The sequence below is a fragment of the Cellulosimicrobium cellulans genome (assembly GCF_024124905.1).
In the GTDB taxonomy this organism is placed as follows: Bacteria; Actinomycetota; Actinomycetes; order Actinomycetales; family Cellulomonadaceae; genus Cellulosimicrobium; species Cellulosimicrobium cellulans_G.
Map to the genome: position 1 here is coordinate 1 of NZ_JAMXST010000003.1, position 12,714 is coordinate 12,714.

The following is a 12,714-nucleotide window of genomic DNA, read 5'->3' on the forward strand; positions in this document are numbered from 1 at the left end:
CCGTCACCTGCGGACCCGGAAACCCCGCAGCCGGCTACGCCATCGGCTCGAACGTCTCCTCCGTCCACGCCCTGGATCTGCTGGGCAACCGCTACCTCAACCTCCACCAGTGCAACTGGAGGTCGGCAGCCGGCGGCGACACCAGCTGGGTCGGTAACACCACCGCCACCGCCGGCTTCGCCGGGTTCCAGACCGGAACAAACGCATCCAACTCTGCCGACGGCACCGTCACCTGCGGACCCGGAAACCCCGCAGCCGGCTACGCCATCGGCTCGAACGTCTCCTCCGTCCACGCCCTGGATCTGCTGGGCAACCGCTACCTCAACCTCCACCAGTGCAACTGGAGGTCGGCGGCCGGCGGCGACACGAGTTGGTTCGGCAACACCACGGACACCAGCATCGCCACATACCGCACCGGCACCAACACGTCGAACACCGCCAACACGTCGGTCGAGTGCGGACCCGGACAGTCCGGCTTTGAATACGGACCAAACCTCTCCTCAGTCCAAACGCTGGATCTTCTGGATGCGGCGCGTGGTCAGGGGTTCATCGAGTTCGCCTTCACCTCCGAGGCACCTGAGCCCCCGGCATGCGAGCAGACCGTCACCGAGCCCGCGATCACCTCCACCCGTCAGGGTGTGCTCAACGGCACCGGGACCGGCACCCCGACCTCCACCGCCGCCATCACCCTGGCCGAGTACACCGCCACTGGGGACCCCTGCCCCGAAGAGCTGGCAGCGAACACCGACGAGTACACCACCGTGCAGGACACCACCCTGACCGGGAACGTCCTGGACAACGACGTCATCCCCGACGGATCCACCATCACCGTCACCGGCCCGGGCGCCGGCCCCTGGAACGGTGACCTCACCCTGAACGAGGACGGCACCTTCACCTACACCCCGGCCCCCGGGTACGTCGGCACCGACTCGTTCAGCTACACCATCACCGACCAGGACGGCAACACCTCCGTCGGCACCGTCAACATCACCATCACCGAGGACGAGAACGGCATCCCCCTCATCGCCCCCGGCGCCGCCGCCACCGCAGGCCTGCTCGGCCTGGCCGGCCTCGGCCTCGGCTACACCCGCCGCCACGAGACCACGAACGAGGTGATCTGACCCCACCAACCGATCCACTTCCTGACAGCGGCCCTCCCACCACCAGGCGGGAGGGCCGCCGTGCTGCATGTGACCCGCATCACACGACACGAACTGTGAGGCTCGGCGTCCTAGTGGTGCAAGACCCCACCGAATCGGAAATATCGGCTTCACGCTGGGAATCTGGGAGGACTGCACAGTGGAGTGTCAGGCGATGCCGACCCGAACCACCAACGCGAGCGAGGTCGATACGCTGCTGGGAGCCATCCGGACAGGCGACACCGACGCCGCACGGAGCGTGCTGGAGCACTGCTGGACCGGCCTGCTCGACGAGGAGGACGGCACCGCCCTCCAGGATGTCCAGGCCGCGGTGCTCGCCGGGGACCCGCCGTCGGTCCCCTCCGACCTCCTCGACCTCGTGTCCGTGACACGCCCGATGCCCACCCACCCGCAATACCGGGCCACCAGCATCTCCCCCGACGAGACCCTGTCCGGGCTGTCCGCCTTCATCCGGACGGCCAACCAACGACGCGCGGGGCAGCCCGGTCCTTCGTCGGCGACCGCCTCGCAGTGGCTCCTGCGGGCGAGGAACACCGAGCTCCCGCGGCCCCGGGTCCTGGTCATGCTCCAGGCCTTCGTCAGCGCACTCGAGGCAGGACGGACGACGGAGGCACTCCTCCACGCCGAGGAGGCGTACCGGCTGTCGATCTCCACCGGGGCGGCGAGACTGGCACGGGCGGCCGCCGAGGCCGCAGCCCTCGCGCTAGCGCTCGACGCGCAACGCCACCGCGCGCAGAGCTGGATCGCCGAGGCCTGTCTGCTCCCCTCGCCACCACCGTGGTGGCGGCAGACGTTCGGCGACCCGCTCCTCCTCGCCACCAACGTCGCGCTCCTCGAAGCAACAGTCCCCACCGGCGCTGTCGCCGACCCTTGCCTCCGGGACGCGCACTGGGCGACGGACCTCTGGTTCGTCGCATTGCACCTGGACACCTGGCACGCCGCCCTGAGCCCGACGCCCGCCGTCGCCCTCGACGGCCTCCACGCCTCGCTGCTGCAGCGCTCTCCCGCGGCCCACACCGGTGACGTCGCACGAGACCCGCACCGACCCCGGCCGATCCCCCCTCTGCTCGCGCTCGACCTCGGGCGCCTGTACCTGGAGCACGGCCGCGGCACGAGCGCCGAGCTCGTGGCCGAGCTCCTCGACCAGGAGCCCGCTGCGCACTCGCTCCTGACGGCGCGGCTCTGCCTCGCCCATCGGCGCCCCCGCGAGGCCCTCGCCGCCGTCCGCAACCCAGCGGTCGCCCACTCCGCCTCACCACGCGTTCGCATCGAGGCGCGCCTGCTCAGCGCGGACGCGCACCTCGCGCTCGGATCCGATGACGACGCCCACCGCGAGCTTGCCCACGCTCTCGACACGGTCCGCCGCACCGGAGGGTCCTTCCCGCTGCGCTGGGGATCGCCCGCCGTCCTTCGCGTTGCCGCGCGCCTGTTCGGGCACCCCGTCGTCGAGGAGCTCGCGCGCACGGCACGCGAACCGGTCGAGCCGACGTTTGCCACGCTCTCCGAGCGGCAGTCGGAGGTGCTGAGCATGCTCGCGCAGGGGCTCACCGCCACCCAGATCGCCCGTCGGTCGTTCGTGTCGGCGAACACCGTGAAGACGCAGGTGCGCGACATCTACCGCCGGCTGGGAGTGCACGACAGGGCATCCGCACTGCGGAGGGCGCACGAGACCGGTCTGCTCGACCCCGTCGTCCGGCCCGGGCTCATGACCCACCCGTGACGACGGTGAGCGCCCCCACCCAGAAGTCGTCCCCCGTACTCACGGCACGCAGCGCGGCACGCGAGGCGAGCAGCGCTGCCGGCCGGAACGGCTTCACGTCGACACCAAGCGAGTTCGCGTAGGACGACCCCCACGCCGTCGAGTCGAAGGCATTGCTGCCCGATCCGACCGCGCCGGGGCCGGATCCGGTCCACCGCAGCGGTACCAGCGCGGTGCCGTCGAGGAAGAGCTGGTCCCCACCGGTCGCGCGGTCGCCCTCCCAGGCGACCGCACCGATGCGGGCCTGCGACCCTGCGCGACCTGCGACGACCGTCTCGCGGCCTCCGTCCCCCTTGGTGACAGCCAGGAGACCGTCGTTCACGATCGCGAGTCTCGAGGCGGTGCCGGTCGGGTCCCGGTGCACCACCACGAGTGCCCACCCGGCCATCGACCCGCTGCCACCGGCCGCGCACACGTCGGCGACCCCCCAGGTTCCCGACCCCCCGGCCCGGACCTGCGCCGTCACGTCGACGCTGGCCTGGTAGACCGCGTAGTCGCGCCCGGGCGCACGCTCGACCACGACCGCGCCGACGGGCTGCCTGAGCGATCCACCGGGCGAGGCCAGCCGCACCGTCCCGACGGACCCGTCACACATGCCGGTGCGGTACTCGCCGCCCCAGTACAGCCGCGCGCTGACGATCTCGCTGCCGGACGGCAGGTCGAGACGAGCCCGGGACGACGGCGTTCCCGTGCCCAGCTCGTCGACCGTCACCATCTGCCACGCCTTGTTGTCCTGCAGGGTCCCGGTCGCGGTGCCGTCGACGACGCTCGCGCACCTGCTGTCGGACGGCGGGCAATGCAGGACCGGGGCCCCCACCTGGGTGACGCCGACGTCGCCCACCGCGACGTAGCGCGCGGCGAGCGACGAGTCCCGCACCACGACGTCCTGGCTGAACACCGCGTCCGACTGCCCGTCTGCGGGTCGGACAGTGACGGGAACCGCGCCCTCGGTGGCGTGCGCGGCGACGACGACGGGGACGAGCAGCGTCGAGGCCGCCCCGAGGGCGAGCCCGCGTACCGTACAGAGAGCACCAGCGTCCGACGGCTCACACGTCCAGTCGGAAGAAGCCCGCCCGGGGTCGGCAGAGTCGAGGGCAACGCCAGCGGGCAGCACCACCTCGAGTACGACGGTCGCGACCAGGGCCGGGCCGGCGTGCGTGACGGTGACGCCGAGGACCCCGGGGCGCCCGGGCGCGAGGTCTCCGAGGTCCTCAAAGACGACGTCGAGCTCGACCGGGTCCGGGGGCGTCGTGGGGTCGCCGGGATCCGCCGCCCCCCGCGGCACCCCAGGCGGTGCAGCGTCGCCCGGCGCGCCGGAGTCGCCCCCGGTGCCCGGCCCCTCTCCGCCCGCGCCGTCTGGTGCGCCCACCGGGGAGCCGTGCTCTCCCGGCGTCGGTACCGCCCCGCTCCCCTGAGCCTCGGCCGGCACCGACGGGTCACCCTCGTCGCCCTCCACGCCGGACTCGGCGTCCGCGGGGCCCGCCCCGTCGGAGGCCACCGGCGCACCGACCGGGGCGACGACCACCGGGACGGGGAGCATCCCCGATGCCGCCACACCCAGGAGCACGACGAGCACCGTCGACACCACACCGACGGACCAGGGCCAGGTCCGCGCGGGGCGCGACCACCACACCCGGCGCACGAAGCGCCCCGGGTGACGCACCGTCCCCACCACCGCGGACCACCACCGCGGCCACTCCCCGAACCACCCCACGATAGGAAGCAGGAGCAGACCGCCCGACGACGCGCCGTCGCGCTGTCTGACGGCGCTGGCACCTGCGGCGCCGCCCACCCCACGGCGGCGTCCCCGACGAGAGAGCGCCGACGGACCTCGCTCCGCCCCAGCAGCCGCCACGACGGCCGCCGCAGCCCCTGCTGCGGCACCTGCTCGCTCGCCCCCCAGGGGTACTGCCGCCGTCGCCCGGTCCACGCCGTCCGCCTCGTGCACGCCTGCCACACCACCGACCACGCCCTCGGGCGGGCTACCGACCACACCGGTCGCGAGGTCGTCGGCCGGGCCGTCCGAGCCGTCGTCCGTGGGACGGGCGGAGGCCAACGTCCCGGACGCACCGACCACGGCGAGGGCGCCGGCGGCTGCGCCACGAGTGCGGCGCTGTGCCGCCCACCGACCACCCAGCGCCGACCTGCCCGCCCGGTGCGAACGCTGGCCGTCCGACGACGCTGCGAGCACTGCCGGGGCTCCAAGGGGCAGGAGCAGGATGCGCATACGACCGCGGAGGTCGCTCAGCTCCTCGACGACTGCGGTGCACGGGGCACAGGTCGTCAGATGCGTCTCGATGCGCCGCCGTACCTGCGGGGTGAGACCACCCTGCGCGTACCGCGCCAGGTGCGGCGAGAAGTCCGCGCACCCGGGGTCGGCCCGCCGTACGTGGGCCTGGAGATAGCCGTGGCGCAGACGGTCGCGCGCTCGCCGGGCCAGTGACGACGCGGCGTTCGGCGAGATGCCGAGCATCGGCGCCGCCTGAGCCGGCGTCATGCCCTCCACGTCCAGGTACCAGAGCACCTGCTGCCAGCGGGCCGGCAGCGTGCCGAACGCCGAGCGCACGAGGGAGACGTCCTCGGCCACGGTCAGGCGGTCGGGGTCGTGCGCCGGGCCGTCGAGAGCCTCATGCGACGCTGGCCGGACCTTCTCCTGCGAGCGGACGTGGCTCAGCGCCGCGTTGCGCACGGACGTCAGTAGGTACGAGCGGACGTTGCTCGTCGGCCCGCCGCCCTCGCGCGCCTTCGCCAGCAGCGCGGTGAAGGCCTCCGCCACCGCGTCGTCGGCGCTGGGTCCCGCTCCGAGGACGCGCCGGGCCACCCCGAGCGCCGCGGGACCGTGCCGACGGTAGAGCTCGGTGAACGCCGCGTCCTGCCCGGCGCGCAGCGCGTCGACGAGCCGGTCGTCGTGGAGATCCGCCCAGCCGAGCGAGGTCTGCGACGCGCCGCTCTCTGCGCGGTCAAGCATGCTCTGACACCTCGTGGCACCTGGACGGACGGTATCACCGCGCATGTGTGCTGATCCGCACGGCGCGGCGGGCACTGGACGTGCACAATCCCCACCGGACCATACCTCTCCGACTTCGACCTATCTAGCCGGTCTGACCGGTTCACCCGGTCCATGCCTCCGCCCCTGGCCGCGCTGCCACGACACGACCGTGGCGCGCCCCAACACCGGGACGCGCCACGGTCATCCGCCGCGCGAGCGCGCGTCGGTCAGCGGCGTGCCCGGCGCCGCACCGCCACAAAGGACAGGGCCCCGACACCGGCCGCGAGGGCCCCGAGCGGCGCGACCAGCGGGATGCTGCTCTCATCCTCGGTCACGGTCACGGTCACGGTCGCCGACCGTGCCACCCGGTCCGGCCCGACGACCTGGTAGGTGAACGAGTCGGTGCCGACGAACCCGGCGGGAGGTGTGTAGACGACGAGCCCCTCGGGCGTCACGGTGACCGCGCCTCCGTGGGCGGACGCGGCGTCCACCGTCGGCAGGCTCGACCCCTCGGGCAGGACGTCGTTGGCCAGGACGTCGATCGTCGTCCCCGCACCGGTCACGGTGGCAGCAGAGTCGCCGACAAGCTCTGCGGCGTCCCGCTCCACGGTCACGCGAAAGTCGCCGAGGAGCCGCGCGTGCGTCGCGTTGGACCCGGTCGCCGTCACCGTCACCTGCTCGACCGCCGAACCCTCGAACACGCTCGCCGCGCCGGACACGTTCTCCACGCCGCAGAGCTGACGGGTGCCGGGGTCCCAACGGTGCCGGGCGCTGACGCTCACCGGCTCGATACCGTCCGAGACGAAGACGCACTCCTGTCCCGCCGCATTTTGCTGGAGGCTCCAGATCGTAAGCTCAAGCTCCACCGGCTCCGAGAAAGCGACGGTGGCCTCCTGCCCCTGAGTCAACGTGGCCTGTCCGCCGGAGAGCTCCGCGGTCGACTCCCAGCGAACTCCGGACTCCAACGTCCCGCTCGTCCCGGAGCCGTCGACGACGTCGGTGACGGGTGCGGCCGCCGCGACCCCGGCGAACCCGACCAGGGCCGCCGTCGCCAGACCTACCGCTCCGGCGGACGGTCCGAGCGCCCTCCCTCGCCATGACACCCGCGCTCGTGCTGCCATCGAGACCTCCTGTGTTCGTGCGCCGGACCGGTGCCCGGCGTTCGGCTGTACCGACGGCACGACGGACTCCCCATGACGCCCTCCTCGGGGTAGGTGCCGATTCCGTACTGCTTCCATACCGCGCGGGCCGGGGCGCACGACGGCGGCCCTCCCGCCTGGTGGTGGGAGGGCCGCTGTCAGGAAGTGGATCGGTTGGTGGGGTCAGATCACCTCGTTCGTGGTCTCGCGGCGGCGGGTGTAGCCGAGGCCGAGGCCGGCCAGGCCGAGCAGGCCTGCGGTGGCGGCGGCGCCGGGGGCGATGAGGGGGATGCCGTTCTCGTCCTCGGTGATGGTGATGTTGACGGTGCCGACGGAGGTGTTGCCGTCCTGGTCGGTGATGGTGTAGCTGAACGAGTCGGTGCCGACGTACCCGGGGGCCGGGGTGTAGGTGAAGGTGCCGTCCTCGTTCAGGGTGAGGTCACCGTTCCAGGGGCCGGCGCCCGGGCCGGTGACGGTGATGGTGGATCCGTCGGGGATGACGTCGTTGTCCAGGACGTTCCCGGTCAGGGTGGTGTCCTGCACGGTGGTGTACTCGTCGGTGTTCGCTGCCAGCTCTTCGGGGCAGGGGTCCCCAGTGGCGGTGTACTCGGCCAGGGTGATGGCGGCGGTGGAGGTCGGGGTGCCGGTCCCGGTGCCGTTGAGCACACCCTGACGGGTGGAGGTGATCGCGGGCTCGGTGACGGTCTGCTCGCATGCCGGGGGCTCAGGTGCCTCGGAGGTGAAGGCGAACTCGATGAACCCCTGACCACGCGCCGCATCTAGAAGATCCAGCGCGCGGACGCCCTGCCCGTTCAGCTCCCAGCCCGCGGAACCCGGCCCGCAGAGCGCCGCCGCGTCGGCGGCGTTCGACGCGTTCGTCCCGACAGCCCAGTTGCCCGTAGCGGACCCGGCGTTGGTCGTGTAGCGGTAGCGCGGGTTGCCGGTCAGGTCCGACGCGATGGCGTAGTCGCACTGGTGAAGGTTGACGTACCGGTTGCCCAGCGTGTCGAGCACCTCGACCTGGTCGCCGTTGAGCTCCCACGTCAGACCGTTGTTCGTCCCACCCGGCCCGCAGTCGCCCGCGGCCTTCGGCGCGTTCGCCGCGGTCGACGGGGCACCCCAGTTGCCGCCGCCCAGGTTCGTCACCCAGCGCGCCACGTCGCCGCGGCCGACGCTCGGCATCACGTAGTCGCACTCCTGGAGGTTCACGTAACGGTTGCCGAGGAGGTCCAGCGCCGCGACCTGGCTGTTACGCAGTACCCACGTGCCGCCCGCATCCCCCGCCCCACCGGCGCCACAGCTCGCCGCGGAGTCGGCGGTGTTCGACGCGTTCGTTCCGGCACCCCAGTTGCCCCCGCCGAGGTTGGTCACGTACCGGAACTGATCACGCTCGGTACCCGTGGAACTGCGCAGGACGAAGTCACACTGGTGCAGGTTGAGGTAGCGCTTGGTGCCGTTGCGCAGGGTGCCGGTCTGGGAGGCGTTGGACTCGCCGTTGAACCCGGCCGAGGGGGAGACCTGGAGGTTGTCGCCGGTCCAGACGGAGTCGGTGACGGCGACGGCCTTGGTCTCGGCACCGACGGTACCGGTGGTGACGTCGGAGCCGGGGGCCAGGACGTTGCGGGTGGTGCCGGGGACGTAGGTGAATCCGTCGGGGATCTGGGTGGTCAGGGACGTGCCCGTCACCGGGGTGTCCTTGGTGGTGTCGTAGAACAGGCGGGCCAGGACCTGCTGGCCACGCTCGGCGGTGACGGTGTCGGACCAGGTGGTCCCGCCGTCGACGGAGTAGAGCAGGTTGGCCTGGGTCTGGTCACCGGTCGCAGGCGCGGCGATGGCCATGGCGGACCCGGAGAGCGCGAGCCCTCCACACAGACCAGCGATCACGGCAGCGCGCGCCGTCCTTCGCAGTGTGGTTCTCATCGAGTTCTCTTCCTGTCAGGCCGGGAGCACCTCGCCCCCGACGCCGTGCAACCACCGTCGGAGACGGAGGTCACACCAACAGACGGGAGGCCGACCCGCCGGTGACGGGGTGAGGCAGCGGGTGAGGCAGCGCGCTACGCGTCTCCGTCTCCCTGCTCTGCCGTCACCGCGTCGATCTCCGCCGCCACCCACGGTGCGATCCACGCCAGGCCGGCGCGCGTGAAGTGCACCGTGTCCAAGTACACGGCGTCGCCCTCGGGCGTCTCCTGGATGCAGGCATCATCACGACACACCTGCTCGTCGAGCTCGAGCACGTGGACGTCGGCATGGTCCTCGGCGAAAGCACGGAGCTGGGCCGTGTGGCACTCCGCCCACGCCGGCGTCACGACGTTGGTGTGCCGGCGGGACGAGGTGAAGAGCACCTGGCGACCGTCGCGCCCGGAGGTGAGGACCTCGTGCGCCGCCTCCAGCTGGCGGTCGTAGTGCGCGGCGTACTCCGCCGAGCACGCGTCCATCCACCGTCCGTCCAACTGCATGCGGGTCGCGTCCCAACCCAGGGTGACGACGACGACGTCGGGGTCGTGCTCGTCGACGGCCGCGGCCCACCGCGGCTCCCACGGGTTGCAGCCCGCTCCGGGATCCTGGTCCACGTCGCTCTCCGCCGACCGGCTCGTGTCCTGACCGAAGATGCCGCACCCGTCGAACGCGGCGTCCGTCACCGTGAACTGCCCGGGCGCGTACAGCACGAGCGCGTCCGCGACGTCGTGCCCGAGCGAGTCGCCCACGACAAGAACCCGGCGCGCGCCCTCGCCCTGCGTCGAGTCCACCAGTCTCGGCACCACCGCCACTCCACCGACCACCACCACGGCCAGAGCCGTGAACACCGTGACCCCCGCCCGGCTCCACCGGCGCAGACGGGCAGGCTCGCCGATGATGTGGTGGAGGAACGCCGCGAGCACGATCGACAACGGGAGCCCGACGATCAGCAGCACGATCGGCCGCGGGTCGGGCAGACTCTTCGAGAGCGCCCAGAGCACGGGGACGTGGACAAGGTACAACGAATAGGAGAACTTCCCGATGCCGACGAGCGGCGCCGCCCCGAGCGCACGCGCGACCACGGTGTCCTCGCGCGTGAGGGACAGGACGAGCAGACCCACCAGGAGCGCGACGACCGTCAGCCCACCCGACGCGTAGAGCCACGGCTCCCGATAGCTCGGTGTGAGGACCGAAACGACGACGAGGGCCGTGAGCAGCACCGCGGAGAGCAGACCCCCACACCAAGAGGGGATCCGCTGGCGACGGGTCCGGACCCCGGCCGCGCGCCGCGCACCATCGGCGACGAGCGCCGCCACCACGGCACCGACGGCGAGCGCTGACCCGTGCGTGTGCGTGCCGAGATAGAGGGCGTCGGCGTTCGTCCCGTCGTACAGGAGCGCGGTGGCGAAGCCCGTCACCACCGCGAGGGCTCCGGCGAGCGTCCCGACGACGACGGGAACCCGACGCCACGCGGGGACCAGCAACAGGATCAGCACGAGGAGCGGGGGCCACACGAGGTAGAACTGCTCGGTGATCGACAGGGACCACATGTGCGCAAGGGGCCCGGGCACGCCTCCGGTCGCGTCCCAGTAGGCGTCACCGCGCAGGATCTGCTCCCAGTTGGCGAGGTAGAGCAGCGAGGCGAGCCCTTGTCGCGCGAACACGTCTGCGTCCGTCGCGCGCCCGAGCTGGGCGACGGCGAGGGCCGACGCCCCGAGGACGACGAGCAGCGGCACGATGAGCCGCTTCGCGCGCCTGCGGTAGAAGGCACCAAGGCCGACGCGGCCGCGACGCGACCGCTCGCGCAGGAGCGTCAGCGTGATGAGGAACCCGGAGAGCACCATGAACACGTCGACGCCGAACAGCCCGGCCTCGTACAGCCCGGTGTGGTAGACGACGACGGAGAGCACCGCGACGCCACGCAGCCCGTCGATGGCGCGGTAGTACGTCGACGCCAGCGGGACGTCGTCGTGATGCCCGGCACTCCTGCTCGGGACGACGTCGACCACACCCGCAGGAGCGCCGACCATGCTTCGCGTGATCGTCACCGGCGCGCGCCGTCCGACCCGCGCCGTGCCGCGCTCTCCCGCAGTGCCGCGCTCGCCCCCGAGAGTGCGGTCGCACCGCGCGATGCCGCCCAGCGCAAGCCCGCGACGACAGGGGACGGACCGCTCGGGCGGGACGCCACCAGCAGCACCACCGCAAGCAGCCCGCTCAGGACGGCGGGCACCACCGCCCGGTCGGGTGCGACGCCGACGCCGAACGCGACCGTGGCCGTTCCGAGCATGGACCCGGCGAGCAGGACGAGGGACGCCCGTGCGGCGCTCCGCGTCGACGCGACGGTGTTCGTGGACCGTGCGCGCCGGAGCCCCACCAGCGCGACGAGCGCCCAGCCGGCACCGAGGACGATGAGCCCTCCGCCCGCGAACCATCCCGTGACCGACGAGACCACCACGACGCGGTTCTCCTGGGCCCTCGGCGGCATCTGCGAATCGACGGGATAGGAACCGAGACCTGCCGGTCGAGGAGTGAGGTAGTCGCGCGCGGCGTCGTCCAGCGCGCCGACGGCCCGTCCAGGATGGGCGAGGAGGAAGGACCATACGGTCGACGGCCTGAGCACGCCGGCGTTGGCCTCTCGCTCGTCGCTGCTCTCGAACGTCGTGGGCGACGTCGTCGCGAGGTCCACCGCGCCGGGCGTCAGCCCGGTGGAACGCAGCTCCGCGGACGCCGCCTCCGGATCGAGCAGACCGCGCTGCGTCAGCATCGCCCAGGTCTCCGCGACCCGTGCCCGCTCCGACTCGCCGGCGACGGCCCAGACGGCCGGTGCGACCAGTGCGAGGACGGCGGCCACGGCCACCCCGTGGTACAAGAAGCGCGCCGCCCACCGTCGACGGTCAATGCGGCTCCCGCGTCGCCACCACACGATCGCCACGTAGATGGCCACCGGCACCGCCAGCATCGCGGTCGTCGACCGCGCTCCGGTGACCAGGGCTGACCCGAGCACGGCGACCACCAGACCGGCCCACGCCCGCGGACCCCGGGAGTCCACCAGGACGAGCCCGGCGGCGAGCAGGAGCACGCCCAGCACCGCCGTCGACTCGGCGTAGAGCGACCCCGCGAACCCGACGAACGCCGCGTCAGCCACTACGAGCAGCAGACCCGTCGCGACGACCACCTGGCGGCGCACCGAGCCGCCGATCACGAGCAGGACGAGGGCGACGAGAAGGCCGCAGGCCGCCGCGTAGAGCAGCGAGACGAGCCGCAGGTCGACGACGTCCTGGCCGAGGAGCCCGGCCACCCACCGGAACGCTCCCGCGAGCCACGTCACGCTGCTCGCGTGCGAGGGGCACCCCTCGCTCCCGGTGGCCGCCTCGCCGACGGACCAGCGCAGGATCGCGAAGTCGAAGAAGCGGGGGCCGCCCGCCGTCTCTGCCGTGAGCCCGGTCTGGCAGGCGTACCGGACGGCGCCACCGTCGTCGGCAAGCCCGATCGGGCCAGGCACGAGCGCGCGGACCGCGAAGAGCAGCGACACGATCCCTCCGAGGAGGACCGCGAGGACCCGGGGGCGGTCGGCCTCGACGCCGGGATCGGTGCGGACGTGCCGCCGTGAGCTCTCTGTGGTCGGGTCGGTGCTGCGTGCCTCGTCAGGCTCGATGAGGCTCCAGGTCGTCGTCATGCCCCGACTGACGAAGCGCCCGGCCGGACGTGACG

General features: G+C 72.4%; 7 protein-coding genes. 2 read left to right on the forward strand and 5 right to left on the reverse strand.

The window, feature by feature from the left end:
• Both NHH00_RS08735 and NHH00_RS08740 read left to right on the forward strand, forming a co-directional pair.
• Positions 1 to 1,121: cadherin-like domain-containing protein (locus NHH00_RS08735; protein ID WP_253051480.1), on the forward strand; the 1,121-nt coding region annotated here is incomplete at its 5' end.
• 193 nt (positions 1,122 to 1,314) lie between these two features.
• The gene (locus NHH00_RS08740) at positions 1,315 to 2,880 is read left to right on the forward strand and encodes a helix-turn-helix transcriptional regulator (RefSeq protein ID WP_253051481.1); all 1,566 of its coding nucleotides are present in this window, start codon (positions 1,315 to 1,317) and stop codon (positions 2,878 to 2,880) included.
• On the opposite strand, the gene NHH00_RS08745 is transcribed toward NHH00_RS08740, so the two are convergent.
• From NHH00_RS08745 to wsfD, 5 genes are all read right to left on the reverse strand, one after another.
• Positions 2,864 to 5,887, reverse strand: a complete 3,024-nt coding sequence (locus NHH00_RS08745; protein ID WP_253051482.1) for a sigma-70 family RNA polymerase sigma factor — start codon at positions 5,885 to 5,887, stop codon at positions 2,864 to 2,866. The genes NHH00_RS08740 and NHH00_RS08745 overlap by 17 nt on opposite strands.
• 248 nt (positions 5,888 to 6,135) lie before the next feature.
• Positions 6,136 to 6,774, reverse strand: coding sequence for an Ig-like domain-containing protein (locus NHH00_RS08750; RefSeq protein WP_253051483.1), 639 nt, complete (start codon positions 6,772 to 6,774; stop codon positions 6,136 to 6,138).
• A 456-nt stretch (positions 6,775 to 7,230) separates the two neighbouring features.
• Positions 7,231 to 8,967, reverse strand: a complete 1,737-nt coding sequence (locus NHH00_RS08755; protein ID WP_253051484.1) for a cadherin-like domain-containing protein — start codon at positions 8,965 to 8,967, stop codon at positions 7,231 to 7,233.
• A gap of 134 nt (positions 8,968 to 9,101) precedes the next feature.
• A complete protein-coding gene (locus NHH00_RS08760; protein ID WP_253051485.1) occupies positions 9,102 to 11,033 on the reverse strand; it encodes an acyltransferase family protein in 1,932 nt (643 codons plus the stop codon).
• 14 nt (positions 11,034 to 11,047) lie between these two features.
• Positions 11,048 to 12,679: a glycan biosynthesis hexose transferase WsfD gene (gene wsfD, locus NHH00_RS08765; protein WP_253051486.1), complete on the reverse strand. Its 1,632-nt coding sequence runs from the start codon at positions 12,677 to 12,679 to the stop codon at positions 11,048 to 11,050.
• Positions 12,680 to 12,714: the final 35 nt, after the last annotated feature.

Excerpts from the sequence above, each read along its gene's own strand:
- NHH00_RS08760 (WP_253051485.1), bottom strand. The coding sequence starts at position 11,033 with ATGGTCGGCGCTCCTGCGGGTGTGGTCGACGTCGTCCCGAGCAGGAGT.
- NHH00_RS08740 (WP_253051481.1), top strand. The coding sequence starts at position 1,315 with ATGCCGACCCGAACCACCAACGCGAGCGAGGTCGATACGCTGCTGGGA.
- NHH00_RS08745 (WP_253051482.1), bottom strand. The coding sequence starts at position 5,887 with ATGCTTGACCGCGCAGAGAGCGGCGCGTCGCAGACCTCGCTCGGCTGG.
- wsfD (WP_253051486.1), bottom strand. The coding sequence starts at position 12,679 with ATGACGACGACCTGGAGCCTCATCGAGCCTGACGAGGCACGCAGCACC.
- NHH00_RS08755 (WP_253051484.1), bottom strand. The coding sequence starts at position 8,967 with ATGAGAACCACACTGCGAAGGACGGCGCGCGCTGCCGTGATCGCTGGT.